Raw genomic sequence first — 25454 nt, 5'->3', positions numbered from 1 at the left:
GACGCCTGAGGCCCGTCATCGCAGGACCTCGACGAGCGCGACCCAGGACACGACGATCGCAGACACGATCGCCAGCAGACACCCGGCTGCCGCGAGATACAGCCCCGCGGGATGACCCAGAGCGACGAAGATGCCCGCCGTGAGATAGCCCGCGATCGGCAGGAAGCCGATCAGGTATTTGAGGGGCCGCGCCCGATCGGCCGGGTCGGTGTCCCGGGCGATCAAGGTCGTCGCGTGAATCTGGAACGAGCACGCGAGCACTGCCACCAGGATCGTGAGAATCCCGAGCCAGACCTCGTCGATACCCGGGACGAGACCGAGCGCCGACACCGTGAGCGCGAGGACGAGCGCCGCGATGCCCGCGAGGAGCCGGGCGGTGAGGGTGCGCGACTTCACGATCTCGCCGATGTTGACGCTCGCCGCGACGATCACGAGGCCCGCCAATGCCGCCGTCGCACCCCCCATCGCGACGTTGAATTCGCTCCACTGCTCGATCATGGGGTCAGCATAGGCCCCGCGCACCGAAGCCGAGCTAGAGAGGGTGGTCGCTCTCAGACGTCGACGGTGCCCGCGGATCGCGCTGCTGACGCCGCACGGGCACGATACCGGACGGCCGGAACCGCGAACAGGAGCACGATCGCTGCGATGATGCCGCGGACGATCCAGAGCCCCGGCGCCCAGATCACCTCATATGTACCGGGGATGCCGAAGAACGCCGCGATGATCTGCGCTTCGGCCCTGCGCCCGACCTCGCCGCTCGAGACCGACATGCCGCCGACGATGCACACCACACCGAGGGAGAGGAGGACGACAGGCATGATCAACGCAGTGGGTCTCGCCTCTCCTCGCGAGATCGCCCGGACCACGCGTGCGAGCGTCGCCAACGGGAACACGAAGAAGAACCACACCAGAGCACCGAGCATCACACCGACGCAGATGAAGATCGGCACCCAGACGAGCATCCACGGGCCGTCGTCCCCGATGAAGTAGTCGGGCTCACGAACGATCGCCACGACGAAGCCGAGCAGCGTTCCGAGCGGCAGGACGGCGAGCATGAGCCAGAGCACCGGCTTCGGCACTCTCTTCCGCTTCCCGAGCCGCGTCATCACGATCTGGATGACCAGAGCCGACGCGATCGCGGGAATGCCGAACATCGCGATGATCGGCGCGGCTCCGTCGTTGTCCTGAAGGTCGAGCACGGCGAGCAGCATCCAGCTGATCGCGAGCGCGCCGATCACGATCGCCGCGACCGCGCGGGTCGCGGCGATCTGCTCCTCGTGAGTCCGTCCCCCCGGCGACCTCATGAGAGTCAGGCGCCCTTGAGGCGCTCCGCGAGGTACTGGGGCAGCTCGTCGATCGAGACGCGCTCCTGGGCCATGGTGTCGCGATCGCGCACGGTGACGGCGCGGTCATCGAGCGAGTCGAAGTCGACCGTGACGCAGAACGGCGTTCCGATCTCGTCCTGACGGCGGTATCGACGACCGATCGCGCCCGCGTCGTCGAAGTCGACGGCCCACGAGCTGCGCAGCGTGTCGGCGACCTCGCGTGCCAGCGGCGACAGGCGCTCGTTGCGGCTGAGCGGCAGCACGGCGGCCTTGACGGGGGCCAGACGCGGATCGAGCTTGAGCACCGTGCGCACGTCGGTGCCGCCCTTGGCGTTCGGCACCTCCTCTTCGCGGTACGCGTCGACGAGGAACGCCATCATGGCGCGGGTGAGGCCGAACGACGGCTCGATCACAAACGGCGTGTAGCGGTCGCCGGTGGCCTGGTCGAAGTAGGTCAGGCTCTGGCCGGATGCCTCGCTGTGGCTCGAGAGATCGTAGTCGGTGCGGTTGGCGACACCCATGAGCTCGCCCCACTCCTTGCCGGTGAAGCCGAAGCGGTACTCGACGTCGATCGTGCCGGCCGAATAGTGCGCGCGGTCGTCTTCGGGCACATCGAACTGCCGCATGTTCTCGGGATCGATTCCGAGATCGATGAACCAGTTCCAGCAGGCCTCGACCCAGTGCTCGAACCACTCCTGGGCGTCAGCCGGCGGCGTGAAGAACTCGATCTCCATCTGCTCGAACTCACGCGTGCGGAAGATGAAGTTACCGGGCGTGATCTCGTTGCGGAACGCCTTGCCGACCTGGCCGATGCCGAACGGCGGCTTCTTGCGGCTGGCGGTGAGCACGTTCGAGAAGTTCACGAAGATGCCCTGTGCCGTCTCGGGGCGCAGGAAGTGCAGGCCCGACTCGTCGTCGACGACACCGAGGTAGGTCTTGACGAGACCCGAGAACGACTTCGGCTCGGTGTACTGGCCCTTGGTGCCGCAGTTCGGGCACGGCACATCGGCGAGACCGTTCTCGGCCTTGCGTCCCTTGCGAGCCTCGAAGTCCTCGACCAGGTTGTCGGCCCGGAAGCGCTTGTGGCAGCTCAGGCACTCGACCAGCGGGTCGGTGAAGGTGGCGACGTGGCCGGATGCCTCCCAGACGCGCTTGGGCAGGATGATGCTGGAGTCGAGGCCCACCATGTCGCCACGGCCGCGCACGAACGTCTGCCACCACTGGCGGCGGATGTTCTCCTTGAGCTCGGTGCCGAGGGGCCCGTAGTCCCACGCCGACCTCGAACCGCCGTAGATCTCACCCGCCTGGAAGACGAACCCGCGGTGGCGGGCAAGGGCGATGACCTTGTCGAGACGGGACTGTTCGGCCACGGTGGCTCCAATGGTCGCATGTGGGAAAGCCCGTGATCACGGGCACACCAATCTTATCGGCGCAGCCTGGAGCGCAACTCTCAGGCCGAGAAGAGGTAGCCCTTCGCGACGTCGAAACCCGAGAGGGTGAGGCCGCTGCCGAGCAGCCCCTCCATCTGCGCGCGCAGGCGAAGGCGCCACTCGTGCGCAGCATCCGCATCGGTGTCCCTCATCGCCTCGATATCGCTGGGGATCTCGAGCGTCTCGACGATGGAATCGGATGCCGGCTGCTTCGCGATGTCGGCGAGCGCCCACTCGACGTCGAGTCGATCACTCTCATCTCCGGCGTCGCCGCCGCCGAAGATGCCGTATCGATTGACGGAGTATCCGGTCACTCGGGCTCCGAGCACCGTCAGGAAGAAGTGCGCGTTGCGAGCGACGAGAGGGTCGAACGTCCAGCTGATGCGACCGACGTCGCGCGAGAACGCCCACTGACGCTGGTGCTCCTTGAGCTCGCGCCCCCATCCCCGGCCGCGGTATTCAGGAAGCAGCGCCGTGATGTGCGAGTGCATCGCACGCCGCGCGGGGGCGCCGAAGAAGGCGATCGAGGCACCGACCATGCGCTCCTCCCCCTCGTCGGCGTCGAAGAGGCCGACGACGTAGTTGCCGGATTGCTGCAGGGCGCGCAGGGTCCCGGCGTCGATGACGCGCTCGGGGCCGCGGATCGAGTCCAGCAGGCTCTGCGCGTCGATGATGAGTTCAACGGTGTCGAGATCACGGATGGTTCGCACGCCCCCAGTCTGCCCCTCCCGTGCCGGATTTCGGAATCGCGCGACGCGATCGGGCTGGGTTCGCCGCCCTGACGAGGCGTACCGTGGAGGAATGGCATCCAGCGACACCACAGCCGAGAAGTCCGACACCCGGTTCTTCGGGCAGCCCTGGGCTCTCGTCCACATCTTCGGCGTCGAGATGTGGGAGCGGTTCAGCTTCTACGGCATGCAGGGCATCCTGCTGATCTACCTCTACTTCTCGGTGACCGAGGGCGGGCTCGGCCTCTCCCAGGCCGTCGCCGGTGGCATCGTCGGTGCGTACGGCGGCTCCGTCTACCTCTCGACCATCCTCGGCGCATGGGTCGCGGACCGCATCCTGGGTTCGGAGCGCGTGCTGTTCCTCAGTGCGATCGTCATCGTCGCGGGCCACGTGGCGCTCGCACTGCTGCCCGGCTTCCTCGGCGTGGGTGTGGGTCTCGTGCTGGTGGCGCTGGGATCCGGTGGCCTCAAGGCGAACGCGACGGCGGTCGTCGGCACCCTCTACAGCCCCGAGGACACGCGTCGCGACGCCGGATTCTCGCTGTTCTACCTCGGGATCAACCTCGGCGCGTTCCTCGGCCCGATCCTCACCGGCATCCTGCAGTCCACCCTCGGCTTCCACTTCGGCTTCGGCCTCGCCGCGATCGGCATGACCCTCGGCCTCGTGCAGTACGCGTTCGGTCGACGAGCTCTTCCCGATGCGGCACGCAACGTTCCGAACCCGCTGCCGCGATCGCGCTACCCGCTCGTCGCCGGCATCGCGATCGCGGCCGTCGTGCTGATCGCCGTGCTCGTGCTGGTCGGGGTCATCACCGCCGACAACCTCGCGACCATCGTGATCATCGCGACGGTCGTCGCCTCGATCGCCTACTTCGCCGTCATCCTCACGAGCCGTCGCATCGACAGCACCGAGCGCTCCCGGGTGTGGGGGTTCCTGCCGCTGTTCGTCACGAGCGTCGCCTTCTGGTCGCTCTACCAGCAGCAGTTCACGGTTCTCACCGTCTACTCGGACGAGCGGCTGAACCGCGATCTGTTCGGCTTCGAGATGCCCATCTCCTGGGTGCAGTCGATCAACCCTGTCTTCATCATCATCCTCTCGGGCGTCTTCGCCGCGATCTGGACACGTCTCGGCCCCCGTCAGCCGTCGACCCCGGTGAAGTTCGCCCTCGGTGCGATGATCATGGGCGCCGCCTTCCTGCTCTTCCTGCCCTTCGCGAACGGCGCCGCCAACTCGACACCGCTCCTCGCCATCGTCGGCATCCTGCTGGTGTTCACCATCGCCGAGCTGCTGATCTCCCCGGTCGGCCTCTCGGTGACCACCAAGCTCGCGCCGCGGGTCTTCCACACGCAGATGGTCGCCCTCTTCTTCCTCTCCGTGGCTTTGGGCACCGCCATCTCGGGCTGGCTCGTCCAGTTCTACGACCCGAAGAACGAGGTGCCCTACTTCTCGATCCTCGGTGGCATCGCCATCGTGGTGGGCGTCGGCCTGCTGCTGTGCGCGAAGCCGGTTCTCCGACTCATGAAGGGCGTGAGCTGAGCACTGACACCTCGCGCAGGGTCTCGACGCGGCCCCGGTGTCCGGATCGCCGATAGCCTGAGGCGATGGGAGAGAACGACGATCGCGCACGAAGAAGACTCTCCCGAAAGGCTCCGCGCTGGGCGATCGTCGCGGTGCTCGCCTTCGCCGGGCTCTGCTCGTCGTTCATGTTCACGCTCGTGGTGCCGCTTCAGGCGGAGCTGCCGCGGCTGCTGAACGCCTCCCGCGAGGACACCACCTGGGTCGTCACGATCACCCTGCTCGTCGCAGCCGTCGCCACGCCGATCTCGGGCCGCCTCGGCGACATGTACGGCAAGCGACGAGTCGTGCTCGTGCTGCTGACGCTGCTGATCGTCGGGTCGGTCATCGCCGCGCTCTCGGGGTCGATCGTCGGGGTGATCATCGGGCGCGCTCTGCAGGGAGCGGTGACGGGCGTCGTACCCCTCGGCATCGCGATCATGCGCGATGTGCTGCCGACCGACCGGCTCGGCACGGCCGTGGCGCTGATGAGCGCCACCATGGGAGTCGGTGGCGCGATCGGAATGCCGATCGCGGCGCTGCTCGCCGTGAACGCCGACTGGCACTGGCTGTTCTGGCTCGCCGCGGGTCTCGGCGTCGCGGGGCTGCTGCTCGTGCTGCTGATCGTCCCCGAAGACGTCCTGCGCTTTCCCGGACGCCTCGATGTGCCAGGGGCCATCGGTCTCGCGATCGGCCTCACCGGCATCCTGCTCTTCGTCTCCCGCGGTGCCGAATGGGGATGGACGGCACCGCTGACGCTGACCTGCATCATCGGCGGAATCGTCGTGCTGCTCGTGTGGGGCTGGTACCAGCTGCGCACGAAGGATCCGCTTCTCGATCTGCGGGTCGCTGCGCGCCCGGCCGTGCTCTTCACGAACATCGCGGCGATCGGCATGGGATTCGCCCTCTTCGCATCGAACGTCACCTTCCCGCAACTGCTCGAAGGACCCGCCGCTTCAGGCGCCGGCTTCGGGCTCGACATGGTCTCGGCCGCGCTCGTGATCATGCCCGCGGGTCTCGTGATGATGGTCATCTCACCGCTGTCGGGTTTTCTCGAGCGCACGGTCGGGCCCCGACCGCTCTTCACCGTCGGCGCCGGCGCGATCGTGCTCGCCTACGTCTTCGTGCTGCTGTGGTCGAGCGAGGTGTGGCACATCCTCGTCGGCAACCTGCTGATCGGCGTGGGCATCGGGTTCACGTTCGCCGCCATGCCGATGATCATCATGCGCTCGGTGCCCGCGAACGAGACGGGCGCCTCGAACGGACTCAATGCCCTCTTCCGCTCGGTCGGCACCTCGAGCGCCTCGGCAGTGATGGGCGGAGTGCTCGCGGCCATGAGCATCGATGTCGGCGGCGCCTCGGTGCCCACCCGCGCGGCATTCGACGTGTGCTTCTGGCTGGCCATCGCGGCCGGCATCGTCGCTCTGGTGCTCTCGCTCTTCATCCCACGTCAGCGCGCTGCCGAGCAGCACCCCTCACTCCCCGGGTGAGGGGGGTCAGGGCGTCGGCTCAGATCACGCGCGGATCTGGATCCGTGGGCCGCGGCTGACGGAGCCGATCGGGTATCGGCCAGGCGACGACGTACTGCTGCGTGGGCGGGCGGGTGACGTCGCCGAAGTCATCTACTTTCACCACGATGCGGCCGTCTGAACCGTCGCGATCCGGAGTGACCTCGAGGATGCGGACGCGCAGCGCGCGCTCGGACTCGCCGTCCAGCATCCAGGGGTCCGCGAGCCACGCGATCCCATGCTGGTCGAGGGCGTCCTCGGCGTCGAGCCACTGCGTGGGACCGGCCACCATGCGCCCGAGCAGATCGACGGCGACCCAGTCGTCGCCGTCGGGATGGATCCATCCGAGCAGCTCACCGTCTTCTCGGCGATGAGGGGTCCAGTCGGGGCGGGGCATTCCCCGATGCTACCCACCTGACGAGCCGGGCTCGCTAGTGCGTGTACTCCATGAGCTCGACACCCAGCACCCGGAAAGCATCATGGGCGCGGAGCCGGTGGGTGATCGACAGGTCGTCGAAGCAGACGATCAGCGAGTAGGCGACGCCCGCCCGCGGCCCGGCGAGCACACCGGCCTCGGCTCGCACGCCGCGGTCACGCCCGGTCTTGTTGATGAAGAGCAGGCCGTGCGCATCGTGGTCGTGAGCGAACGGATCGAGCCCGGTCGACGCGGCGACGAGACTGAGGTCCTGGTTCAGGCTCAACCACTCCGATACCTGGGCGCTGACCGGAGCGTCGACCACCTGCGAATTCACGAGCGCCGAGAAGAGCCCGGCGAACTCCCGAGCCGAGCCGACCGCCACCTGCGGTGCATCGTCCGGACCACGCTCGTCGCGGAATCTGTCGAGCAGCGCTGTGCGACGCAGGCCCAGAGCCTCGATGCGCTCGCGTACGCGGCCGTGGCCGACCTTCTGCAGCAGCGCGTTGACCGCGATCGGGTCTCCGGAGGTGGCTGCGAGCACCGCGAGGTCTTCGAGCGGCAGGGCCGGGGCGTGCAGATGCCGCCACACTCCGGATGTCGAGACCGAGTCGACCGTGCTCCGCTCGACGATCTCGAGCGGGTCGAGCTCTCCCGAGGCGAATCCCGACGCCACCTCGATGAGCAGGGGCACGACACCGAGTCCCGCGACGGGCATGGTGACGTGGTCGTCACCGGAGAGCACGTGCACGTGGTTGTCGAGGTCGACGACGTGCACCGACACCTGGGCTCCGGACTCGACGAGATGCTCGAGCGCTCGCATGGTCGAGGTGAACGAACGCCGGCCCGCGGCGGCACGACGCGGCAAGCGTCGGCTGGTCCGCTGAGAGCGGCGCAGCGAGGCCAGTGGCAGGCCGTCGGCAGGCTCGGAAGCACCCACGCGTGATCCTTAAGAGGGGGTTGGATTGGCGGGATGCTGCGGAGTCCATCCGCCGCAGCACGGATATCGTAACCCCGCCAGGTGAGGATGCCCTATGTACTCCGGAATACGGTCATCAGATCGTCACTCAGGAGACGACAGGGCACCCCTCCATGCCTGAGAGGTCAGGAAGACGAGCTCACCAGATCGTGACGCGCGACTCCTGCGGCAACCACAGCGCATCGGCTTCCGTCACGTCGAACACCTCGTAGAACGCATCGATGTTGCGGACGATCTGGTTGCAGCGGAACTCGTTCGGCGAGTGCGGGTCGATCGTCAGCAGACGCAGTGTCTCGGCCTCGCGACTCTTCTGCTGCCAGACCTGCGCCCACGACAGCAGCAGTCGCTGCACGCCGCTGTACCCGTCGATGACAGGAGCCTCGGCGCCGTCCAGCGAGAGCTCGTAGGCCTTGAGAGCGATGCCGAGGCCGCCCAGGTCGCCGATGTTCTCGCCGATCGTCAGCGCGCCGTTCACGTGGTGCTCGGCGTCGAGACCTTCGGGCACCAGCTCGTCGTACTGCGCGATGAGGGCCTTGGTGCGCTCTTCGAAAGCCGAGCGATCGGCATCCGTCCACCAGTCCTCGAGCTTGCCGGCGCCGTCGTAGCGACTGCCCTGGTCGTCGAACCCGTGACCGATCTCGTGACCGATCACGGCTCCGATACCGCCGTAGTTCGCGGCCGCGTCGCGGGTCGCGTCGAAGAACGGGTACTGCAGGATCGCCGCGGGGAACACGATCTCGTTCATCGAGGGGTTGTAGTACGCGTTCACCATCTGCGGCGGCATGTGCCACTCGTCGCGGTCGATCGGGTTCCCGACCTTCGCCACGTTGCGATCGTGCTCGAAGATCGCTGCACGACGCACGTTGCCGAAGAGGTCGTCGCGCTCGATCACGAGGGTCGAGTAGTCGCGCCAGACCGTGGGGTGGCCGATCTTGGGGGTGAACGAGTCGAGCTTCGCGAGCGCCCGCTCGCGGGTCTCGGCGGTCATCCACTCGAGATCGGTGATGCTCTGCCGGTAGGCCTCGATGAGGTTGGCGACGAGCTCGTCCATCGCAGCCTTCGCCGTCGGCGGGTAGTGGCGCTCGACGTAGACCTTGCCGATCGCCTCGCTCAGCGCGCTCTCGGTGACCGAGACGCCGCGCTTCCAGCGCTCGCGGATCGTGGGCACACCGGTGAGCTCGGTGCCGTAGAACGAGAAGTTCTCCTGCACGAAGTCGTCTGTCAGGTACGGAGCCGCGGCATGCACGACCTGTGCGCGCAGCCACGCCTTCCAGTCATCGAGGCGTTCGGCGGTGAGCAGCGACCCGAGCCCCTCGAGGAAGCTCGGCTGCGAGACGACGATCTCGGAGAAAGCCTCGGGGTGCTCGGGTGCGACGGCATCGCGCCACGGCTCGAGGTCGACGCCTGCGAGCTCCTGCAGCTCGGCCCACGATGTGAGGTTGTAGGTGGCGACCGCGTCGCGGCTGCGCACGTTGTCCCAGTGGTGGCCGGCGAGTTCGGTCTCGAGCGCGATCGCGCGGTCGGCGGTGCCGGCAGAGTCCGGGATGCCGGCGAGCGCCAGCAGGCGCTCGAGGTGGGCGCGGTAGGCCGCACGCGTCTCGGCGAACGTGTCGAGTCGGAAGTAGCTCTCGTCGGGCAGCGAGAGACCCGACTGCACGACGACGGGAAGGTACCGCTCGGGGTTTCCGGGATCGCCGTCGACGTAGAAGCCGATCAGGTGCGCGCGGCCGTCGCGGTCGTACGCGCCCACGGTGCGGAGGAAGGCGGGGATGCCGCCGATCGCGTCGATCTCGGCGAGGGTGTCGGCGAGAGGAGCGACCCCTGCGGCCGCGATCCGCTCGGTGTCCATGAAGCTCGCGAACAGGTCGCCGATCTTGCGAGCGAGCGTGCCGTCTTCGGCATCCTGCGACTCTTCGATGATCGCGCGGACGTCTTTCTCGGCCTGCTCGGCGAGCAGGTGGAACGAGCCCCATCGCGCCTTGTCTCCGGGGATCTCGGTACGCGAGAGCCACGCGCCGTTGACGTGGCGATAGAGGTCGTCCTGCGGGCGGATGTCGGAGCTGAACTCGGAGGTCTCAAGGCCAGAGGGAAGCACGTCGGTCATGCGAACAGCCTATGCGTCGCTCCGACATTCGGGCGGGAGTGCGAGAGACCGCCTCCCCGACGCTCAGTCCCTGCGGCGGATGCCGAAGCGTCGTCGTCGCGGCTGCTCGGCTGGCTCCGGCGCACGTGCCGCGAACCGGGATGCCCGGCGCTCCGCCCACGCGGCCACTTCGGCGTCGATGTCGCGGGGAGCCGTCACGACGGGCGGCCCGCCCTGCAGCTGGCGACGAGCCTCGAGGACCCGACGGTTGAAGTCCACGAGCACGTCGCGCACGTCGGCCTCGCGCCCGAGCAGGTCGAGCTGACCGTCGAGTTCCCGGTCCTCGGTGCGCAGCAGGATCGCGGGCGGGCCGAGACCCGTGAGGTTCTCCTGCTCGATCTTGCGGCGGATCCACCAGTCCGGGTCGTGATGGGTGCCCAGTCCTTCGAGGGGCTTGCCGGCACCGGGCAGATCGTCGAAGTCGCCCCGACGGATCGCGATCTGGATCGCCGTCTCGATGAACGCCGCCCGATCGGTCGCGGCGGCGATTCCCGGGGCGGCGCCGGACTCGGCATCCTCCTCCGGGCCGTCGCTCTGCTGCGTCGCGCGATATCGCGCCGCTGCTTCGCGTGGATCCGTCATGATGCACCTCCGTCGCATCCGGGTTCCTCCAGGGTACGACCGGCGGCGGGCGGGGCGGCCGGCACCAGCGAATAGGCTCAGAGGATGACCGAGCGCACCCTCAACCGCGAGATCCTGCGCCTCGCCGTCCCCGCTCTCGGTGCACTGATCGCCGAACCCGCCTTCCTCATCGTCGACGCGGCGCTCATCGGCCACCTCGGCACCACCCCGCTCGCAGGCCTCGGCATCGCCGGCGCCGTGCTGCAGACGATCGTCGGCCTCATGGTCTTCCTCGCGTACTCGACGACGCCCGCGGTCGCCCGGCTCTTCGGCGCCGGCCGGCCGGGCGACGCCGTCTCGGTCGGCATCAACGGCATGTGGTTGGCACTCGCGATCGGTGCCGTTCTGGCGGCGGCGGGCGCCGCTTCCTCTCCCTGGCTCGTGTCGCTGTTCGGTGCGAGCGACGCCGTGGCCACCCAGGCGAACGACTACCTCGTCGTCTCGATGTGGGGCCTTCCCGCCATGCTGATCGTCTTCGCGGCGACCGGACTGCTGCGCGGGATGCAGGACACCATGACGCCTCTGCGGATCGCAGGGCTCGGGTTCGGCGCGAACGCCCTGCTCAACGTCGTCTTCATCTACGGCCTCGGCTGGGGCATCGCCGGTTCCGCCGCCGGCACCGTGGTCGCGCAGTGGGGCATGGTCGGCGCCTACGTGCTCGTGATCCGCCGTCTCGCCGCGAAGCACGATGCCTCGCTGCGAGCGCGGAGAGAGGGCATGGGCAGCACTGCACGTTCCGGCGGCTGGCTGTTCCTGCGCACCGTGAGCCTGCGCGTGGCTCTGCTCGCGACGGTCGCGGTCGCGACGGGTATCGGCACCGAGGAACTCGCCGGGTGGCAGATCGCGTTCACGATCTTCTCGGCCGCGGCATTCGCGCTCGATGCTCTGGCCATCGCCGCGCAGGCGCTGATCGGCAAGGAGCTCGGCGCGGGCGACGAGCAGCAGGTGCACAGGGTGCTGAGACGCACTGTCGCCTGGGGAGCGTGGTTCGGCGTGGCCGTCGGGGCCGTGATCGCCGCGTCGTCCGGTGTGCTCGGCATCTTGTTCACGGGCGACCCTGCGGTCGCCGCCCTCGTGCAGCCGGCGCTGCTGATCCTCGCGATCGCGCAGCCGATCGCCGGGGTGGTGTTCGTGCTCGACGGCGTGCTGATGGGCGCGAACGACGCGCGCTACCTCGCGATCGCGGGCGGGCTGAATCTCCTGCCCTTCCTACCGGCTCTCTGGATCATCGCCGCGACGGGGGTCGACGGTGCGGCCGGTCTCATCTGGCTCGCCGTGGCGTTCTTCGGCGTCTACCTGCTCGCCCGCCTGCTGACGCTCGGATGGCGCGTGCGCTCGGGACGCTGGGTCACGGCGGGCATCTGACACTGCACGTGGTCTGCGGATCCGGAGTTCCTCACGTATCCCGGAATCTCGGGAACTCTCGCGCTCCAGTCCTGGCCTTCTCATCGGAGGCGAACGACAATCGGAGCGTGCTGACCATGAACGAGCCTCAGGTATGGGTCCTGATCGGCGTCGTCGCTGCCGCGATGTTCGGGATGGTCACGGTCGTCTCGACCCTGTTCATCCATGTCGTGAAGACGGAGATCCAGAGCGTGCATCGCCGGATCGACACACTCGACCGCGCTGTGAGCGCCATCCACCGGAACACGTTCGGCATCGATCGCGACTGAGGACGCCGCTCAGCCCGCGTATCTCCGGCACCACTCGTACATGATCACGGCGGCGGCCGCGCTCGCGTTGATCGATCGGGTCGAGCCGTACTGGGTGATCTCGATGTGAGCGGATGCCGCGGCGAGCGCAGCATCCGAGAGCCCCGGCCCCTCCTGACCGAACAGCAGCACGCAGCTCTGCGGCAGCTCGGCGCGATCGACGGGCACCGCGCCGTCGACGTTGTCGACCGCGATGATCGGGATGCCGTGGGTCGCCGCCCAGGCCGCGAACGTCTCGACGTCTTCGTGGTGCACGACGTGCTGGTACCGGTCGGTGACCATGGCCCCGCGTTTGTTCCAGCGCCTGCGGCCGATGATGTGCACGGTGTCGGCGAGGAACGCATTGGCGCTGCGCACGATCGAGCCGATGTTCATGTCGTGCTGCCAGTTCTCGATGGCGACGTGGAACGGATGCCGCTGCGTGTCGAGGTCGGCGACGATCGCCTCCATCCGCCAGTAGCGGTAGCGATCGATCACGTTGCGGGTGTCGCCCACGGCGAGCAGTTCGGGGTCGTAGCGCTCCCCCTGCGGCCATGCGGCTTCTCCCCCGGGCCAGGGGCCCACGCCGTAACCGGGTTGAGGAGACGCGTCGCCGACTTCTGTCGGGGTCGAGGGCGTCTGCTCATCCATCCCGCCAGAGTATCCGCCGCGTCGCCGGTCGATATTTAGGTCCACCGAAAAATCCACTACGATTTCGGTATGCCTAAAAATTCCGCCGCCGCCGCTGTCGACGACGCCTCCGCCGCACGGTCCGTGAGGGCGACCCCTCCGCGCAGCCTGTGGCTGCTCGGCCCCGCGCTCGTCGCCGGGGTCGCCTACCTCGATCCCGGCAACGTCGCCAGCAACATGACCGCCGGCGCCCAGTACGGGTACCTGCTGGTGTGGGTCGTGGTGGCCGGCAACGTGATGGCCTGGCTGATCCAGTACCTGTCGGCCAAGCTCGGAGTGGTCACCGGCCAGAGCCTCCCCGAGGTCCTGGGCGCACGCCTGACGAAACCGTGGGCCAGACGGGCCTACTGGTTGCAGGCCGAACTCGTCGCGATGGCGACCGACCTGGCCGAGGTCATCGGCGGTGCGGTGGCGCTCTATCTGCTGTTCGACATCCCCCTGCTGCTCGGTGGAATCATCACCGGCGCGGTGTCGATGATCCTGCTGGCGGTGCAGAGCCGACGGGGCGCCCGACCCTTCGAGTTCGTGATCATCGGGCTCATGGTGATCATCGCGGTCGGCTTCGTCGCCGGGCTCTTCGTCGCACCCCCTGACGCGGCGAGCATCGTGGGTGGCCTCGTGCCGCGCTTCGAGGACACGGGATCGGTGCTGCTCGCGGCATCCATCCTCGGCGCGACGATCATGCCGCACGCGATCTACGCCCACTCGTCGCTGACCCGCGACCGCTTCGGATCGACGGCGGCGCACGCCCCGACCGAAGCCGCGCGCACCGAGACGTCGCGCATCCGCCGCCTGCTCACCGCGACCCGCTGGGACGTCTCGATCGCGATGGTGATCGCGGGCACCGTGAACCTCGGCATCCTGCTGCTCGCGGCAGCCAACCTCGCCGGCGTCGAGGGCACCGACTCGCTCGAGGGCGCCCATGCCGCCTTGGCCGCCGGGCTCGGCCCCGTCGTCGCGACATTCTTCGCGGTCGGGCTGCTGGCCTCCGGACTCGCCTCGACATCGGTGGGCGCCTACGCCGGAGCCGAGATCATGCATGGGCTGCTGCACGTGCGCATCCCGCTGCTCGTTCGCCGCCTGGTGACGCTCATCCCGGCGCTCGTGATCCTCGGCATCGGGTTCGATCCCACGCTGGCGCTCGTGCTCAGCCAGGTCGTGCTGTCGTTCGGCATCCCGTTCGCGCTGATCCCGCTCGTCGCGCTCACGGCGCAGCGCCGCACGCTCGGCGTCTGGGCGAATCGCGCGTGGACGACGGCAGCCGGCATCGTGGCATCCGTCCTGCTCATCGCCCTCAACGGCGCCCTGCTCTGGCTGGTACTCACCGGCGCCTGACAGGCGCGCTCACGCACTCGAGGACAGCACAGAACCGCCCCGAGCCGGCACGGGAAGAGTCGGCTCGGGGCGGCGGTCTGTCACCGCGGGCGTCAGCGCGTGCGGAGGGTCTGCGTCCACTGCGAGGTCGCACCCTCGGCGATCCGGTAGCCGGCGTCCGGCACCGCGACGACGGTCACCTCGCCGGTGACGCGCACCTTTCCGTTACGCGCCTCGACCTTCTCGCCGTTGACGTAGTAGGTGATGCCCTCGATGTTCGTCGGCACCTTCACCTCGTCGCGCGAGGTGCCCGGCTTGTCGGTGAAGGTCGGGGGCTTGGGCGTCGTCGGCGCCGTCGACACCGGGACGTTCGCCCAGTCGAGATCACTCGCGAGGTAGAACGAGGTGTACGCCGGCTGGTTGTACGTCGTCTGCTGGCGAGCCGTCTCGACCCGGTACTGCACGTCGTGCATGAGGGTCGTGAGCTTGTGCGCGGTGGGCTCGGTGGTCGTGTAGAACCGCAGCGCGCTCGAATCCGCCGTGCGCACGAGCAGCTCCTCCCGCCAGTCACCCAGCACGTCGGCGACCAGTGACGGGTTGCCCTTGGTGCCGTTGTTGGTGAGAGTGCCCGCGGCGGTCAGCACGGTGCCACGCGTCCAGTCGTCGATCGTGGGCGTCTGGTCGCCGCTGCCGTTGACGAGCTGGGTGGTCATGTCTCCCGCCCAGCGAATCGACATGTTCGTGCCCGGCGTCTCGGCCTGCAGCACCTCGCCGGTCGCACTCAGCAGACCGCTGCCCTCTGTACCGCCGGGCATGCTCGACCACACCTCGATGCCGGGCACGTCAGAACGCACGTCGCCGATCATGGCCCGGCCGGTGTCACGCCCGGAGTACGCGCCGAAGAGGGATTCACCCGTCGCGGCGTCGCGCATCACCGATCCGTAGGGCGCGCTCGTGGCACCCTCATGGGCGCTCCAGATCTCCAGCCCCGGACGGGCCGGGTCGATGTCGGTCACGTGCATCGCGTCTCCGTGACCGAGTCGCACGGTCGCGCCCGGAGCGGCACTGCCCTCGGGCAGCACGTCGAACGAACTGTAGAGCAGGCTGCCGTCATCGTCGATCGTGGCCGATCCGTAGACGAGCTCCTGCTTTCCGTCGGCATCCACGTCGGCGAAACTCAGCGAATGATCGCCCTGAGTCGTGATCGTGCCGAACTCGGGGTCGGTGCCGTCGCGGCCGTGCGGGGAGTCGTTGAACGGGTTCGACATGGGCGCGTGGCCGCTGTCGACGTCCCACCGCTGCGTCAGACGCGTGCCGTCCCAGTCGAAGGCGGCGACAGTCGTGCGCGTGTAGTAGCCGCGGGCGAAGACGGCCGACGGATGCTGGCCGTCGAGGTATCCGACACCCGAGAGGAAGCGGTCGACGCGGTTCGCCGGCTCGATGCGCGACATCGCGTAGTCGCCCCACAGCAGGCCGTCATCCCCTCGCTCGGTCGGATACGGGATGGTCTGCAACTCCGCGCCCGTCGCACTGTCGAAGACAGTGAGGTACTCGGGTCCGTCGACGATGAAGCCCTCGAACTCGCGCAGCAGGTTGCGCGCACTGCGGCTCGGCGCGTACACGTCGATGAAGGTGGTCGCCAGTTCCTGCGCGCTCTCCTGAGAGAGGGGGTACTCGTGGGTCACGGGCATCCCCCATGCCTCTTCGAGAGTGGCCGGCCACTGCCCGGACACGACCTCGTCGCGCTCGCTCCAGCCGAGGAACATCTCGACCAGGTGCGCCTCGTAGTCGGCGGCACTGAGGCGGTAGTCGTCGTCGTTCGAGTAGCCGGCCTTGCGGTCGGCCTTGGGCAGCGTGATGTACGACTCGCTCGCCACCGAGCCGTCGGCGGCGTACTGCACCGATTTGGTGCCGGGTGCCGTCTTCAGCATCGTCTCGGATCGGCCGTCGCCGTCGAAGTCGTAGACGAGGAACTGCGTGTAGTGCGCACCCGCGCGGATGTTCACGCCGAGATCGAGTCGGTTCAGCAGGGTGCCGTCGAGCTCGTACGTGTCGAGATAGACCGGGCCGGTGTAGCCGCGCTGCGAGACGTCCTTCGAGTTCGAGGGGTCCCACTTCACGACGTACTCGTACTGTCCGTCTCCGTCGACGTCGCCGACCGAGACGTCGTTCGCTGAATACGTGTACGCCTCCCCCTTCGGGGTGACGCCGTCGGCAGGCTTCTGCAGCGGCAGGTCGTGGTGGCCCTCGGCCCAGGCGGTGACGGATGCCGAGGCGGATGCCGTCAGCTCGACGCCGTTCACGATCGGGACCACGGAGTACTCCGAGGTCGCAGCTCCGTCGGCATCCGCATAGTTGGTGCTGTCAGTGACGGTCGCCACCCGAGCGCCGTCGCGGTAGACCGCGAAGTCGGGGCCGGCGAGACCGGTGTCGGTCGCGCCGGTCGCCTCGGTGGCCAGCAGCCGCCAGCTCAGAAAGACCCCGTCGGCGGTCGAGACGGCGACGAGACCTCGGTCGAGGGTCTCGAGCTGCGGCGTCTTCGCTCCGTGGTCATGGCGACCGGTCGCGGGCGCCGTGGGTGAGGCGGCGGTCGCGGTCTGCGCGCCTCCCACGAGGAGGCAGCCGGCCGCGGCGACCGCCACGACGGCGCGGAGCGATTGGTGTCGGATGTTCATCGTCGAAATCCATCTCTGGGCATCAAGCCCGCTCGGATAGCGTTTTCCCGTGCCCGGTCGAAGCTACCCGCGACGCCGCGGCCCGTCAAGGATCCGCGACCGATTGAGACGATTCACAGGCGGTCTGCGACGCCGGGACCGACGATTAGGCTCGAAGCATGTCTGCCGAACCCGCGCGCCGCACCGTCCGCATCCTCACGTGGATCGGCATCGCCACCGGGGTGATCGGCGGACTGCTCGTCGCCTTCCCGACCGTGCTGCCCGTCGGCGGCCCGTGGGTGCAGCTCGTGCTCGGCATCGCGACGCTCGTGCTGGCGTTCCGGGCGCGCAAGGTCGGCATCGCCGAGATCGAGGGATTCGACGGGCGCCTGTCGCTCTTCGCAGCCCTTCTCGGGTTCCTCATCGTGTTCTTCGCGGGGCAGGTCGCGTTCGGCATCCTCGTCGACGTGGCCAACCCATAAGAGTGGCCAACCCCTGATCTAGGCTGGACCAGTGGCATCCCCGGCAGCAGACGACTACCTGAAGACCGTCTACGCGCACACCGAGTGGCAGGACGCGCCGATCACCCCCTCCGTGCTCGCGGCGAAGCTCGGCATCGCCCCGTCGTCGGTGACCGAGATGGTCAAGAAGCTCGCCGCGGCCGGGCTCGTCTCGCACGTGCCGTACGGCGCGGTGCGGCTGACGGATGCCGGCACGCAGCGCGCCCTCGCGATGGTGCGGCGGCACCGGCTGATCGAGACCTGGCTCGTGCAGGAGTTCGACTACGGCTGGGACGAGGTGCACGACGAGGCCGAGGTGCTCGAGCACACGATCAGCGACAGGCTGCTCGAGGGCATCGACGTCCGCCTCGGACGACCCCGGTTCGACCCGCACGGCGACGCGATCCCGGACGCCGAGGGATCCGTCGATCGCGAACCCTTCGTGCTGCTCGCCGACGCCCCGGCAGGACATGTCGGGCGCGTGCTGCGTGTCAGCGACCGCGATCCCGAGCTGCTGCGCGCGCTCGAGGCGGCAGGGGTGGTCGTCGCGGCGACCGTCGCCACGACGGCATCCGGCATCGAACTCGACGGGGCCGCGACCACCCTTCCCGACGGTGCCGCAGAGGTCGTCTGGCTGAGCGCCTGATCGAGTGCCTGATCCGGCGCCTGGGAACCCCATCAGAACCTGACACCTGCCCGTAACCGCGGGCCAATAGGCTGTGCACATGGCACACCGCGACGACATCGAATGCTGGCTGACCGACATGGACGGCGTGCTCGTCCATGAGAACGACGCCATCCCCGGAGCCGCCGAGCTGCTCGCCGGGTGGGAGCAGAACGAGATCCCGTACCTGGTGCTCACGAACAACTCGATCTTCACCGCGCGCGACCTCTCTGCCCGGCTGCGGGCCAGCGGCCTGACCGTGCCGGAGGAGCGCATCTGGACCTCGGCCCTCGCGACCGCCGACTTCCTCGCGCAGCAGCTGCCCGGCGGTTCGGCCTTCGTGATCGGCGAAGCCGGCATCCTCACGGCGCTGCACGAGGCCGGGTTCATCATGACCGAGACGAACCCCGACTTCGTGGTCGTCGGCGAGACCCGCAACTACTCCTTCGAGGCGATCACCAAGGCGATCCGCCTCATCATCAAGGGTGCGCGGTTCATCGTCACGAACCCGGATGCCACCGGTCCGTCCGCCGACGGCGTGATGCCGGCCACCGGCGCGATCGCCGCCCTCATCACCAAGGCCACGGGCAAGGAGCCGTATGTCGTCGGCAAGCCGAACCCGATGATGTTCCGCTCCGCTCTGAACAAGATCGGCGCTCACTCGAAGAAGACCGGCATGATCGGTGACCGCATGGACACCGACATCATCGCCGGCATCGAGGCGGGCCTCCACACCGTGCTCGTCATGACCGGAATCAGCGATCTGGCAGAGGTCGAGAAGTACCCGTTCCGCCCCGACGAGATCGTCGACTCGGTCGCAGACCTGCTGCCCACGGTCACCGAGTCGATCCCGACGCTCGACGAGGACTGACATGGGAGCGCTCGACGAGGGAGAGCGGTTCGTCGCAGCGGATGCTGCGGTCTGGCGCACCTGGCTCGAGGAGCACCACGAGCGCACCGCCGGGGTCTGGCTGTTGAGCGTGCGAGGCAAGACCGCGGGCGGCGTCGGATATGAGGATGCCGTGCGCCAGGCGCTCTGCTTCGGGTGGATCGACGGTCCGGTGCGGACCTTCGACGACCAGACCGTCGGGCAGTGGTTCTCGCCCAGGCGGCGCGGAAGCGGATGGGCGGCGACGAACAAGGCCCGACTGATCGACCTCGAGACCGCCGGACTGCTCGCACCGGCCGGCATCCGCGTGCTCGAGTCCGCGAAAGCCGACGGATCGTGGACTCTGCTCGACGGCCCCGAAGCAGGCCTCGAGCCACCGGAGCTGAGCGAGGCGCTGGATGCCGTGCCGGCGGCCCGCGCGAACTGGGATGCCTTCCCGAAGTCGGTGAAGAAATTCGGCCTCACGCACATCGCGATGGCGAAGCGTGCCGAGACGCGATCCGCACGGATCGCCAAGATCGTGGCGGATGCCGCGGAGGGGAAACGCCCATGAACCAGTCGGATGCGCTGTTCCTGGTGGTCTTCCTGATCCTTCTCAGCACGTTGACCGTGTTCGTCGTGCAGTTCTGGCGCTCACGCCGTCGCGGCGGAGGCGGCGAGGGCGACGGCCGTGCCGGTTGGTGGGAAGGACCCTGGGACGACGACGACCGCAAGCGCTGAGTCGGTCTCCTCGGCCTCCGGGTCAGCCCAGCGTCAGGCTGCGCACGCGCTCGACGGGATCCGGCATCCGCAATGGTCCCGCGCCCGGCGTGATCGTGCCGAGGATGCGCGGATCGCGAGCGCCCGTTCCTCCGGGCGTCACTGCGGCCACGCCGTGCATCGTGCACCAGCCGATGAGGGCGAACAGGATCGCCTCCTTGCTGTCGACCGACGCACCGAGCTCGTCGGCGAGCACGACCTCGACATCGGGAAGGGCGTCGCGAAGCCCCTGAATGATCAGCGGGTTGTGGCATCCGCCGCCCGAGACCGCGAGGAATCGGATGCCGGCGGATCGCACGTCCTGCGCGACCGTGCGCACCGTGAGCTCGGTGAGGGTGCGCACGAGGTCTGCGGCTGCGATGTCGGGCTGCATCCGGTCGACGTGGCCGCGCACGTAGTCGAGGTGGAAGTGCTCCTTGCCGGTGCTCTTGGGCGCCCGCAGCGCGTAGTACGGGTCGGCGAGAAGTGTTGCGAGGAGATCCTCATCGACCGTTCCGGTGCGGGCGATGGCAGCATCCGCGTCGTACCCGCGATCGTTCAGTCCCTCGGCCACGACGACCGCGTCGACCAGGGCGTTCGCCGGACCGATGTCGTAGGCCGACAGACCGTCCGGCCCCACCACCGTCATGTTGGCGATGCCGCCGAGGTTCACCGCAGCCGAGACCCCGGCGCGGCCGCGCAGTAGCAGCTCGTCGAGGAACGACACGAGCGGTGCCCCGTGGCCGCCGGCGGTGATGTCGCGGATGCGCACGTCGGAGACGACGGGCGCACCCACCCGCTCGGCGATCCATGCGGGCTGGCCGATCTGCAGAGTGCCGAGCGCGTGGCCGTCGGCGACCCAGTGGAAGACGGTCTGCCCGTGCGTGCACACGGCATCCACTCCCCCGACCGCGTCGGATGCCGCCGCGGCGACCTCGGCGAAGGCCTGACCGATCAGGGTGTCGAGCTCGCAGACCTCGGCGAAGGTCGTGGGTGCGGGCGGCAGCGCGGCGATGAGGCGAGCCCGCAGCGCGGGATCGTACGGAACGCTGTCCTCATGGAGCACCGTGCCGCGCAGCGCGCCGTCGCTCTCCTCGAAGTCCACGACCGTGACGTCGATGCCGTCGTGTGAGGTGCCCGAGAGCAGTCCGAGTACGCGCATGCGTGTTCCTTCCGTCGCCTGCTACGAGCGTAGGCCTGATTTGTTAGGGAGGCGAACGGAAGGGGAGATTCTCTCCTGCACCGCCGCTTGCTGAGCCGAAACCTCCACAGCGCCCGAGCACGCATCGCAGCCCCGGCGGCCTCGGCTCGATGCCTGCGTAGCATTCTGCGAGACCCCACCCTCCACCCGCAGAATGGGAGCATGTTCGTGTCCGCAGAGATCGTCGCGATCGTCCTCAGCGCCGTCGGCCTCCTGCTGACGCAGGGCGGCCTCATGTTCGCGGGCTTTGCCTGGTGCATCCGCCGCAGCGATGCCATTCGAGCAGATCTCGTGCAGGTCGAGCGATCGCTGGGAACACGCATCGATGCAGTGCGAACCGACCTCGCCGACGTCGAACGATCGCTGGGAGCACGCATCGATGCAGTCTCCGCCGACACGACAGAACTGAAGGTCGCGATGGCCAGACTCGAAGGACCACAACGCCATCTGATCGTCGCGTCGCGCTGACCTACCCTGCCCTGCCCTGCCCTGCCCTGCCCTGCCCTGCTGCGAGCGAACGCGGGCGTCAGCGCAGGACGAGCGCCGCGGCGCCGATGAGCGGCCCCTCGTCGCCGAGCCCCGAGCGCACGACGCGCGTGCGGCGGGAGTACTCGTGCGCGGCGCTCGCGGTGAGAGCCTGCTGCACGAGGTCGATGTAGTCGGCCGAGACCCGCGAGAATCCGCCGCCGATCGCGACGACGTCGAGGTCCACGAGGGTCGCCGCGTCAGCGAGCGCCTCGCCCACGGCCTTCGCCGAGCGTTCGATGGCCGCCCGTGCGATGGCGTCGCCGGCGGCGGCATCCCGAGCCAAGTCCTCGCCCGTCTCGCCGGTCCAGCCCTGCCCCCGTGCCCAGGCGGCACTCGCCGGCCCCGAGGCGATCTCCTCCAGGGTCAGCCCGCCTTCGCGGCGCACCTGACCGAGATGTCCGGCGTTGCCGGTGGCGCCGGGGATGTAGGCCCCGTTCACGACGAACCCTCCGCCGACGCCGGTCGAGACGACGATCGACAGCGATGCACCGGCATCCTGCGTGGCACCGAGCCACGACTCGGCCAGTGCCAGCGCACCGCCGTCATGGCCGAGAGTGGTCGGCACCTCGCGTCCGAGCGCAGCGGATGCAGCGGCGCGCACCGACTCCGCGAGACCGAAGCCTCGCGCGAGCGGCATGTTCACCGGCATGATCGCGCCGGCGCCGCGGTCGATGGGACCGGCGCTGCCTGCACCTGCGCCCACGAGCTCCGCATCCGCGGGCAGCGCGGCCAGAGCATGCGTCACGATCGAGACGACAGCGGCGGTCAGCGACTCGAGCGTCGCCGCGCGGCCGGTCGCCTGACGAGAACGGCTGCCGTCGACCAGCACGCCGAGCTCGCTCACGAGAGCGGCCTCCATCTTGGTGCCGCCGACGTCGACGGCCAGGGCGTAGCGGGTCACTGCGGGTCGAGTCCGAGGTCGTCGAGATCGAAGGCCGCACGCCATTCGAGGCCCTCGGCTTCGATCGCGGCCTGCGCGCCGGTCTTGCGGTCGACGATCACGGCGACGGCGACGATCTCAGCGCCTTCTTTGCGCAGCGCCTCGACGGCCTTGAGCGCGGACTGGCCGGTGGTCGAGGTGTCTTCGAGCACGACGACTCGCTTGCCCTTGACGTCTGCGCCCTCGATCTGGCGGCCTCGACCGTGGTCCTTCGGCTCCTTGCGCACGACGAAGGCGTCGAGCGGCCTGTCTGCGGCGACCGACGCGTGCAGCACCGAGTTGGCGATCGGGTCGGCACCGAGCGTCAGGCCACCCACTGCGACCACATCGAGGTCGCCGATGAGGTCGAGCATGATGCGACCGATCGCCGGTGCCGCGCGGTGATCGAGTGTGAGCTTGCGCATGTCGACGTAGTACGTCGCCTTCTTGCCGCTCGAGAGCGTGAAGTCTCCGTGGAACACGGCCTCGTCCTTGATCAGGGCGAGGAGGGTCTGGCGGTCTGCGTCGAGTGCGGTCACGGCATCCAGTGTAGGAGGTGGGCCCTAGGCTTGACGCATGCGCTTGGCCACCTGGAACGTCAACTCCATCCGCACCCGTGTCACCCGCACCGTCGAGTTCGCCGTCCGTGAAGACATCGACGTGCTGGCGATGCAGGAGATCAAGTGCAAACCCGAGCAGTTCCCCTATGGGCCGTTCGAAGAAGCCGGTTACCACGTCGAGGTGCATGGCCTCAATCAGTGGAACGGCGTCGCGATCGCGAGCCGCCTGCCGATCACCGACGTGCGCACGTCTTTCGACGGCATGCCGGGCTTCGCCAAGGGGCATGAGGGGCCGGATGCTCCGCTCGAGGCCCGCGCATTGGGCGTGCTCGTCGACGGCGTGCGCGTCTGGAGCCTGTACGTTCCGAACGGTCGATCGCTCGAGGACCCGCACTACACGTACAAGCTGCATTGGCTCGAAGAGCTGAAGAAGGCGACCGCGGCCGAGCTCGCGGCGAATCCCGATCTGCCCCTCGCCCTGGTCGGCGACTTCAACATCATCCCGTTCGACAAGGACAACGGCGACCCCGACATCGTCGAGGGCGTCTCGACGCACGTCTCGCCGCAGGAGCGTCAGGCGTTCTTCGCGTTCGCCGACGCGGGCCTCACCGACGTCGTGCGCCCATTGATCCCCGAGGGCTTCACCTATTGGGACTACCAGCGGCTGAAGTTCCCCCGCAACGAGGGCGTGCGCATCGACTTCGTGCTCGGGTCGAAGACGCTCGCGGATGCCGTGACAGGCGCCTCCATCCACCGCGACGAGCGCAAGGGCGAGCAGCCCAGCGACCATGTGCCGGTCGTCGTGGAGTTCGATCTCGGCGGTGGCGCCGAAGACGACGACGACCTGCCGATGATCTTCTCCTGACTTTCCGGTCGTTGAGCGAGCGAAGCGAGACGAAACGGATGACCCTGCGCCTGATCGCCACCGACCTGGACGGCACTCTGCTGACGTCGGCCTCCGAAGTCTCCCTGCGCACGCGGGCGGCTCTCGACGCGGCGCGGGCACGCGGCATCCACGTGGTGCCGGTCACCGCTCGCCAGCCGATCGGCCTGCGCGCGATCGCGAGCGGCGCCGGCTTCGACGCATGGGCCCTGTGCAGCAACGGCGCCTACGCGACGCACCTCACGGACGGGCGGATGCTGTTCACCGAAGAGCTTCCCGCAGAGACGATCCGCACCCTGGCCGAGGCGCTTCGCACGAGCATCCCCGGCCTGCTGTTCGCGAGCGTGCGCGAGGGCGGCGAGACGTTCGTCGCTCAGCACGGGTACGCGGCGATCGCCGATCTCTCAGACCACAAGCGTGATCCGAAGACCATGGGCGGCGTGACGCTCGACCAGGTCGTGGGCGCTCCGAGCCTGAAGTTCGTGATCAGGCATCCCGAGCTCGCGCCGGCAGCCCTCTTCGAGACGCTGCGCGACCTCGACCTGACCGGCTTCGAGGCGACCCTGTCCGGCGCCCCGTTCGTCGAGGTCATGGCCGAGGGCGTCACGAAGGCCTCGGGGCTGGCGCGCCTGTGCGAGCACCTCGGCATCGATCGCGCTGACGTCGTGGCCTTCGGCGACGCCCTCAACGACGTCGAGATGCTGCGCTGGGCGGGCCATGGCGTCGCGATGGCCGGCGCGGACGACATCGTGCAGGATGCCGCTGACGAGACCGCCGTCTCGAACGACGATGACGGGGTGGCGCGGATCATCGAGCGGATGCTCGGCTGACCCGCTCCTGACGTTCAGTCCTCGAAAGTCGCGACCGCGGGCACCCGATCCGTGCGTCCGTAGCGCAGCAGCATCACACCGCTGTCGTCCGCGACCGGGGGCTCGAGCAGCCGAAGCACAGAAGGCACGGCGCCGTCATCGAAGACCTTCTTGCCCCTGCCGAGCAGGATCGGATAGACCCACAGGTTGAGCTCGTCGAACAGTCCCTCGGCGAGCAGCGAGTGCACGAGGTCGATGCTGCCGATGACGTGCACCTCTTGGTGCACCCGGCGCAGCTCGGCGATCTCCAGCTCGAGGTCACCCCCGACTCGCACGCTGCCCGTCCACGAGAGTTCGAGGTCGGCGTCCCGTGTCGCGACGTATTTCGGGACGCGGTCGAAGAGCCTGCCGATCTCCCCCGACGGGCCGTCGGTGTGATGCGGCCAGTACGCGGCGAAGATGTCGTAGGTGCGGCGTCCGAGCAGCAGTGCGTCGAGCTGCCGCATCCCCGTCGAGACCGTCTCCCCCATTCCGGACGAGGGATATCCGGCCTGCCAGCCGCTGAACTCGAACCCGCCGGACGGGTCTTCGTCGGTGCCTCCCGGCCCCTGCGCGACGCCGTCGAGGGTCATGAAGAGGTCGATCAGGATGCGTCCGGTCATCAGAGTGCTCCTTCGCACGAGAGGTCGGCGATGTTCACAGTATGCGCT

At 68.5% G+C, this 25454-nt stretch carries 27 protein-coding genes; 13 read left to right on the top strand and 14 right to left on the bottom strand.

The window, feature by feature from the left end; all coding sequences use genetic code 11:
* Nucleotides 1–15: 15 nt before the first annotated feature.
* The 4 genes from ACZZZN_RS17375 to ACZZZN_RS17360 all read right to left on the bottom strand — a co-directional run bounded on the left by ACZZZN_RS17375 (nt 16) and on the right by ACZZZN_RS17360 (nt 3465).
* Nucleotides 16–498, bottom strand: a complete 483-nt coding sequence (locus ACZZZN_RS17375) for a hypothetical protein (RefSeq protein WP_463506378.1) — start codon at nt 496–498, stop codon at nt 16–18.
* Between the two features lie 53 nt (nt 499–551).
* Complete coding sequence (locus tag ACZZZN_RS17370) at nt 552–1304, bottom strand: hypothetical protein (RefSeq protein ID WP_463506377.1); 753 nt, start codon at nt 1302–1304, stop codon at nt 552–554.
* Nucleotides 1305–1309: 5 nt separating this feature from the next.
* Complete coding sequence (locus ACZZZN_RS17365; RefSeq protein ID WP_463506376.1) at nt 1310–2695, bottom strand: glycine--tRNA ligase; 1386 nt, start codon at nt 2693–2695, stop codon at nt 1310–1312.
* An 80-nt stretch (nt 2696–2775) separates the two neighbouring features.
* Nucleotides 2776–3465 (bottom strand): GNAT family N-acetyltransferase, encoded by a 690-nt coding sequence (locus ACZZZN_RS17360; RefSeq protein WP_463506375.1) that lies wholly within the window; start codon nt 3463–3465, stop codon nt 2776–2778.
* A 91-nt stretch (nt 3466–3556) separates the two neighbouring features.
* Between ACZZZN_RS17360 and ACZZZN_RS17355 the strand changes: the two genes are divergently transcribed.
* Entirely contained in the window at nt 3557–5020 is a 1464-nt protein-coding gene (locus ACZZZN_RS17355) for a peptide MFS transporter (RefSeq protein WP_463506374.1), read from the top strand.
* 65 nt (nt 5021–5085) lie between these two features.
* The gene (locus tag ACZZZN_RS17350) at nt 5086–6528 is read left to right on the top strand and encodes an MFS transporter (protein WP_463506373.1); all 1443 of its coding nucleotides are present in this window, start codon (nt 5086–5088) and stop codon (nt 6526–6528) included.
* Nucleotides 6529–6547: 19 nt separating this feature from the next.
* On the opposite strand, the gene ACZZZN_RS17345 is transcribed toward ACZZZN_RS17350, so the two are convergent.
* From ACZZZN_RS17345 to ACZZZN_RS17330, 4 genes are all read right to left on the bottom strand, one after another.
* Nucleotides 6548–6943 (bottom strand): hypothetical protein, encoded by a 396-nt coding sequence (locus ACZZZN_RS17345; RefSeq protein WP_463506372.1) that lies wholly within the window; start codon nt 6941–6943, stop codon nt 6548–6550.
* Between the two features lie 34 nt (nt 6944–6977).
* Nucleotides 6978–7901, bottom strand: coding sequence for a serine hydrolase (locus ACZZZN_RS17340; RefSeq protein WP_463506371.1), 924 nt, complete (start codon nt 7899–7901; stop codon nt 6978–6980).
* A gap of 178 nt (nt 7902–8079) precedes the next feature.
* Complete coding sequence (locus tag ACZZZN_RS17335) at nt 8080–10044, bottom strand: M13 family metallopeptidase (protein ID WP_463506370.1); 1965 nt, start codon at nt 10042–10044, stop codon at nt 8080–8082.
* A gap of 63 nt (nt 10045–10107) precedes the next feature.
* Nucleotides 10108–10665: a DnaJ family domain-containing protein gene (locus tag ACZZZN_RS17330; protein WP_463506369.1), complete on the bottom strand. Its 558-nt coding sequence runs from the start codon at nt 10663–10665 to the stop codon at nt 10108–10110.
* An 84-nt stretch (nt 10666–10749) separates the two neighbouring features.
* On the opposite strand from ACZZZN_RS17330, the gene ACZZZN_RS17325 reads away from it, so the two are divergent.
* Nucleotides 10750–12069: an MATE family efflux transporter gene (locus ACZZZN_RS17325; protein ID WP_463506368.1), complete on the top strand. Its 1320-nt coding sequence runs from the start codon at nt 10750–10752 to the stop codon at nt 12067–12069.
* 116 nt (nt 12070–12185) lie between these two features.
* The gene (locus tag ACZZZN_RS17320) at nt 12186–12377 is read left to right on the top strand and encodes a hypothetical protein (protein ID WP_463506367.1); all 192 of its coding nucleotides are present in this window, start codon (nt 12186–12188) and stop codon (nt 12375–12377) included.
* Between the two features lie 9 nt (nt 12378–12386).
* On the opposite strand, the gene ACZZZN_RS17315 is transcribed toward ACZZZN_RS17320, so the two are convergent.
* The gene (locus tag ACZZZN_RS17315; RefSeq protein WP_463506366.1) at nt 12387–13046 is read right to left on the bottom strand and encodes a TrmH family RNA methyltransferase; all 660 of its coding nucleotides are present in this window, start codon (nt 13044–13046) and stop codon (nt 12387–12389) included.
* Nucleotides 13047–13115: 69 nt separating this feature from the next.
* Here ACZZZN_RS17315 and ACZZZN_RS17310 point away from each other — a divergent pair, with 69 nt between their 5' ends.
* Complete coding sequence (locus ACZZZN_RS17310) at nt 13116–14420, top strand: Nramp family divalent metal transporter (RefSeq protein WP_463506365.1); 1305 nt, start codon at nt 13116–13118, stop codon at nt 14418–14420.
* Nucleotides 14421–14512: 92 nt separating this feature from the next.
* On the opposite strand, the gene ACZZZN_RS17305 is transcribed toward ACZZZN_RS17310, so the two are convergent.
* Nucleotides 14513–17074 carry a rhamnogalacturonan lyase gene (locus tag ACZZZN_RS17305; RefSeq protein WP_463506364.1) on the bottom strand — a complete coding sequence of 854 codons (2562 nt, stop codon included), beginning with the start codon at nt 17072–17074 and terminating at the stop codon, nt 14513–14515.
* Between the two features lie 158 nt (nt 17075–17232).
* Here ACZZZN_RS17305 and ACZZZN_RS17300 point away from each other — a divergent pair, with 158 nt between their 5' ends.
* The 5 genes from ACZZZN_RS17300 (at nt 17233) to ACZZZN_RS17280 (ending at nt 19826) form a co-directional block, all read left to right on the top strand.
* Complete coding sequence (locus ACZZZN_RS17300) at nt 17233–17535, top strand: hypothetical protein (RefSeq protein WP_463506363.1); 303 nt, start codon at nt 17233–17235, stop codon at nt 17533–17535.
* A gap of 31 nt (nt 17536–17566) precedes the next feature.
* On the top strand, nt 17567–18199 hold the full coding sequence (locus tag ACZZZN_RS17295; RefSeq protein ID WP_463506362.1) for a metal-dependent transcriptional regulator: 633 nt from the start codon (nt 17567–17569) through the stop codon (nt 18197–18199).
* A gap of 79 nt (nt 18200–18278) precedes the next feature.
* The gene (locus tag ACZZZN_RS17290; RefSeq protein WP_463506361.1) at nt 18279–19088 is read left to right on the top strand and encodes an HAD-IIA family hydrolase; all 810 of its coding nucleotides are present in this window, start codon (nt 18279–18281) and stop codon (nt 19086–19088) included.
* Nucleotide 19089: 1 nt separating this feature from the next.
* Nucleotides 19090–19659 (top strand): YdeI/OmpD-associated family protein, encoded by a 570-nt coding sequence (locus ACZZZN_RS17285; RefSeq protein WP_463506360.1) that lies wholly within the window; start codon nt 19090–19092, stop codon nt 19657–19659.
* A complete protein-coding gene (locus tag ACZZZN_RS17280) occupies nt 19656–19826 on the top strand; it encodes a hypothetical protein (protein WP_463506359.1) in 171 nt (56 codons plus the stop codon). Before ACZZZN_RS17285 ends, ACZZZN_RS17280 begins: the two co-directional genes overlap by 4 nt.
* Before the next feature lie 22 nt (nt 19827–19848).
* Here the strand turns inward: ACZZZN_RS17280 and ACZZZN_RS17275 are convergent, their stop codons facing one another.
* Nucleotides 19849–21006 carry an anhydro-N-acetylmuramic acid kinase gene (locus ACZZZN_RS17275; RefSeq protein ID WP_463506358.1) on the bottom strand — a complete coding sequence of 386 codons (1158 nt, stop codon included), beginning with the start codon at nt 21004–21006 and terminating at the stop codon, nt 19849–19851.
* Between the two features lie 201 nt (nt 21007–21207).
* Here ACZZZN_RS17275 and ACZZZN_RS17270 point away from each other — a divergent pair, with 201 nt between their 5' ends.
* Nucleotides 21208–21513 carry a hypothetical protein gene (locus ACZZZN_RS17270; RefSeq protein ID WP_463506357.1) on the top strand — a complete coding sequence of 102 codons (306 nt, stop codon included), beginning with the start codon at nt 21208–21210 and terminating at the stop codon, nt 21511–21513.
* 58 nt (nt 21514–21571) lie between these two features.
* Here the strand turns inward: ACZZZN_RS17270 and ACZZZN_RS17265 are convergent, their stop codons facing one another.
* Nucleotides 21572–22474, bottom strand: a complete 903-nt coding sequence (locus tag ACZZZN_RS17265; RefSeq protein WP_463506356.1) for an ROK family protein — start codon at nt 22472–22474, stop codon at nt 21572–21574.
* On the bottom strand, nt 22471–23031 hold the full coding sequence (gene pyrE, locus ACZZZN_RS17260; protein WP_463506355.1) for an orotate phosphoribosyltransferase: 561 nt from the start codon (nt 23029–23031) through the stop codon (nt 22471–22473). The genes ACZZZN_RS17265 and pyrE overlap by 4 nt, the downstream gene beginning before the upstream one ends.
* Before the next feature lie 37 nt (nt 23032–23068).
* Between pyrE and ACZZZN_RS17255 the strand changes: the two genes are divergently transcribed.
* Together ACZZZN_RS17255 and ACZZZN_RS17250 are read left to right on the top strand one after the other, a co-directional pair.
* A complete protein-coding gene (locus ACZZZN_RS17255; protein WP_463506354.1) occupies nt 23069–23917 on the top strand; it encodes an exodeoxyribonuclease III in 849 nt (282 codons plus the stop codon).
* A gap of 38 nt (nt 23918–23955) precedes the next feature.
* A complete protein-coding gene (locus tag ACZZZN_RS17250) occupies nt 23956–24765 on the top strand; it encodes a Cof-type HAD-IIB family hydrolase (RefSeq protein ID WP_463506353.1) in 810 nt (269 codons plus the stop codon).
* 14 nt (nt 24766–24779) lie between these two features.
* Here the strand turns inward: ACZZZN_RS17250 and ACZZZN_RS17245 are convergent, their stop codons facing one another.
* Nucleotides 24780–25406 carry a dihydrofolate reductase family protein gene (locus ACZZZN_RS17245; RefSeq protein ID WP_463506352.1) on the bottom strand — a complete coding sequence of 209 codons (627 nt, stop codon included), beginning with the start codon at nt 25404–25406 and terminating at the stop codon, nt 24780–24782.
* Nucleotides 25407–25454 lie beyond the last annotated feature (48 nt).

The organism is Microbacterium sp. AC145 (assembly GCF_979258505.1).
Note: the sequence above shows the minus strand (reverse complement) of the source record. Positions and strands in the feature narration are given on the sequence as shown.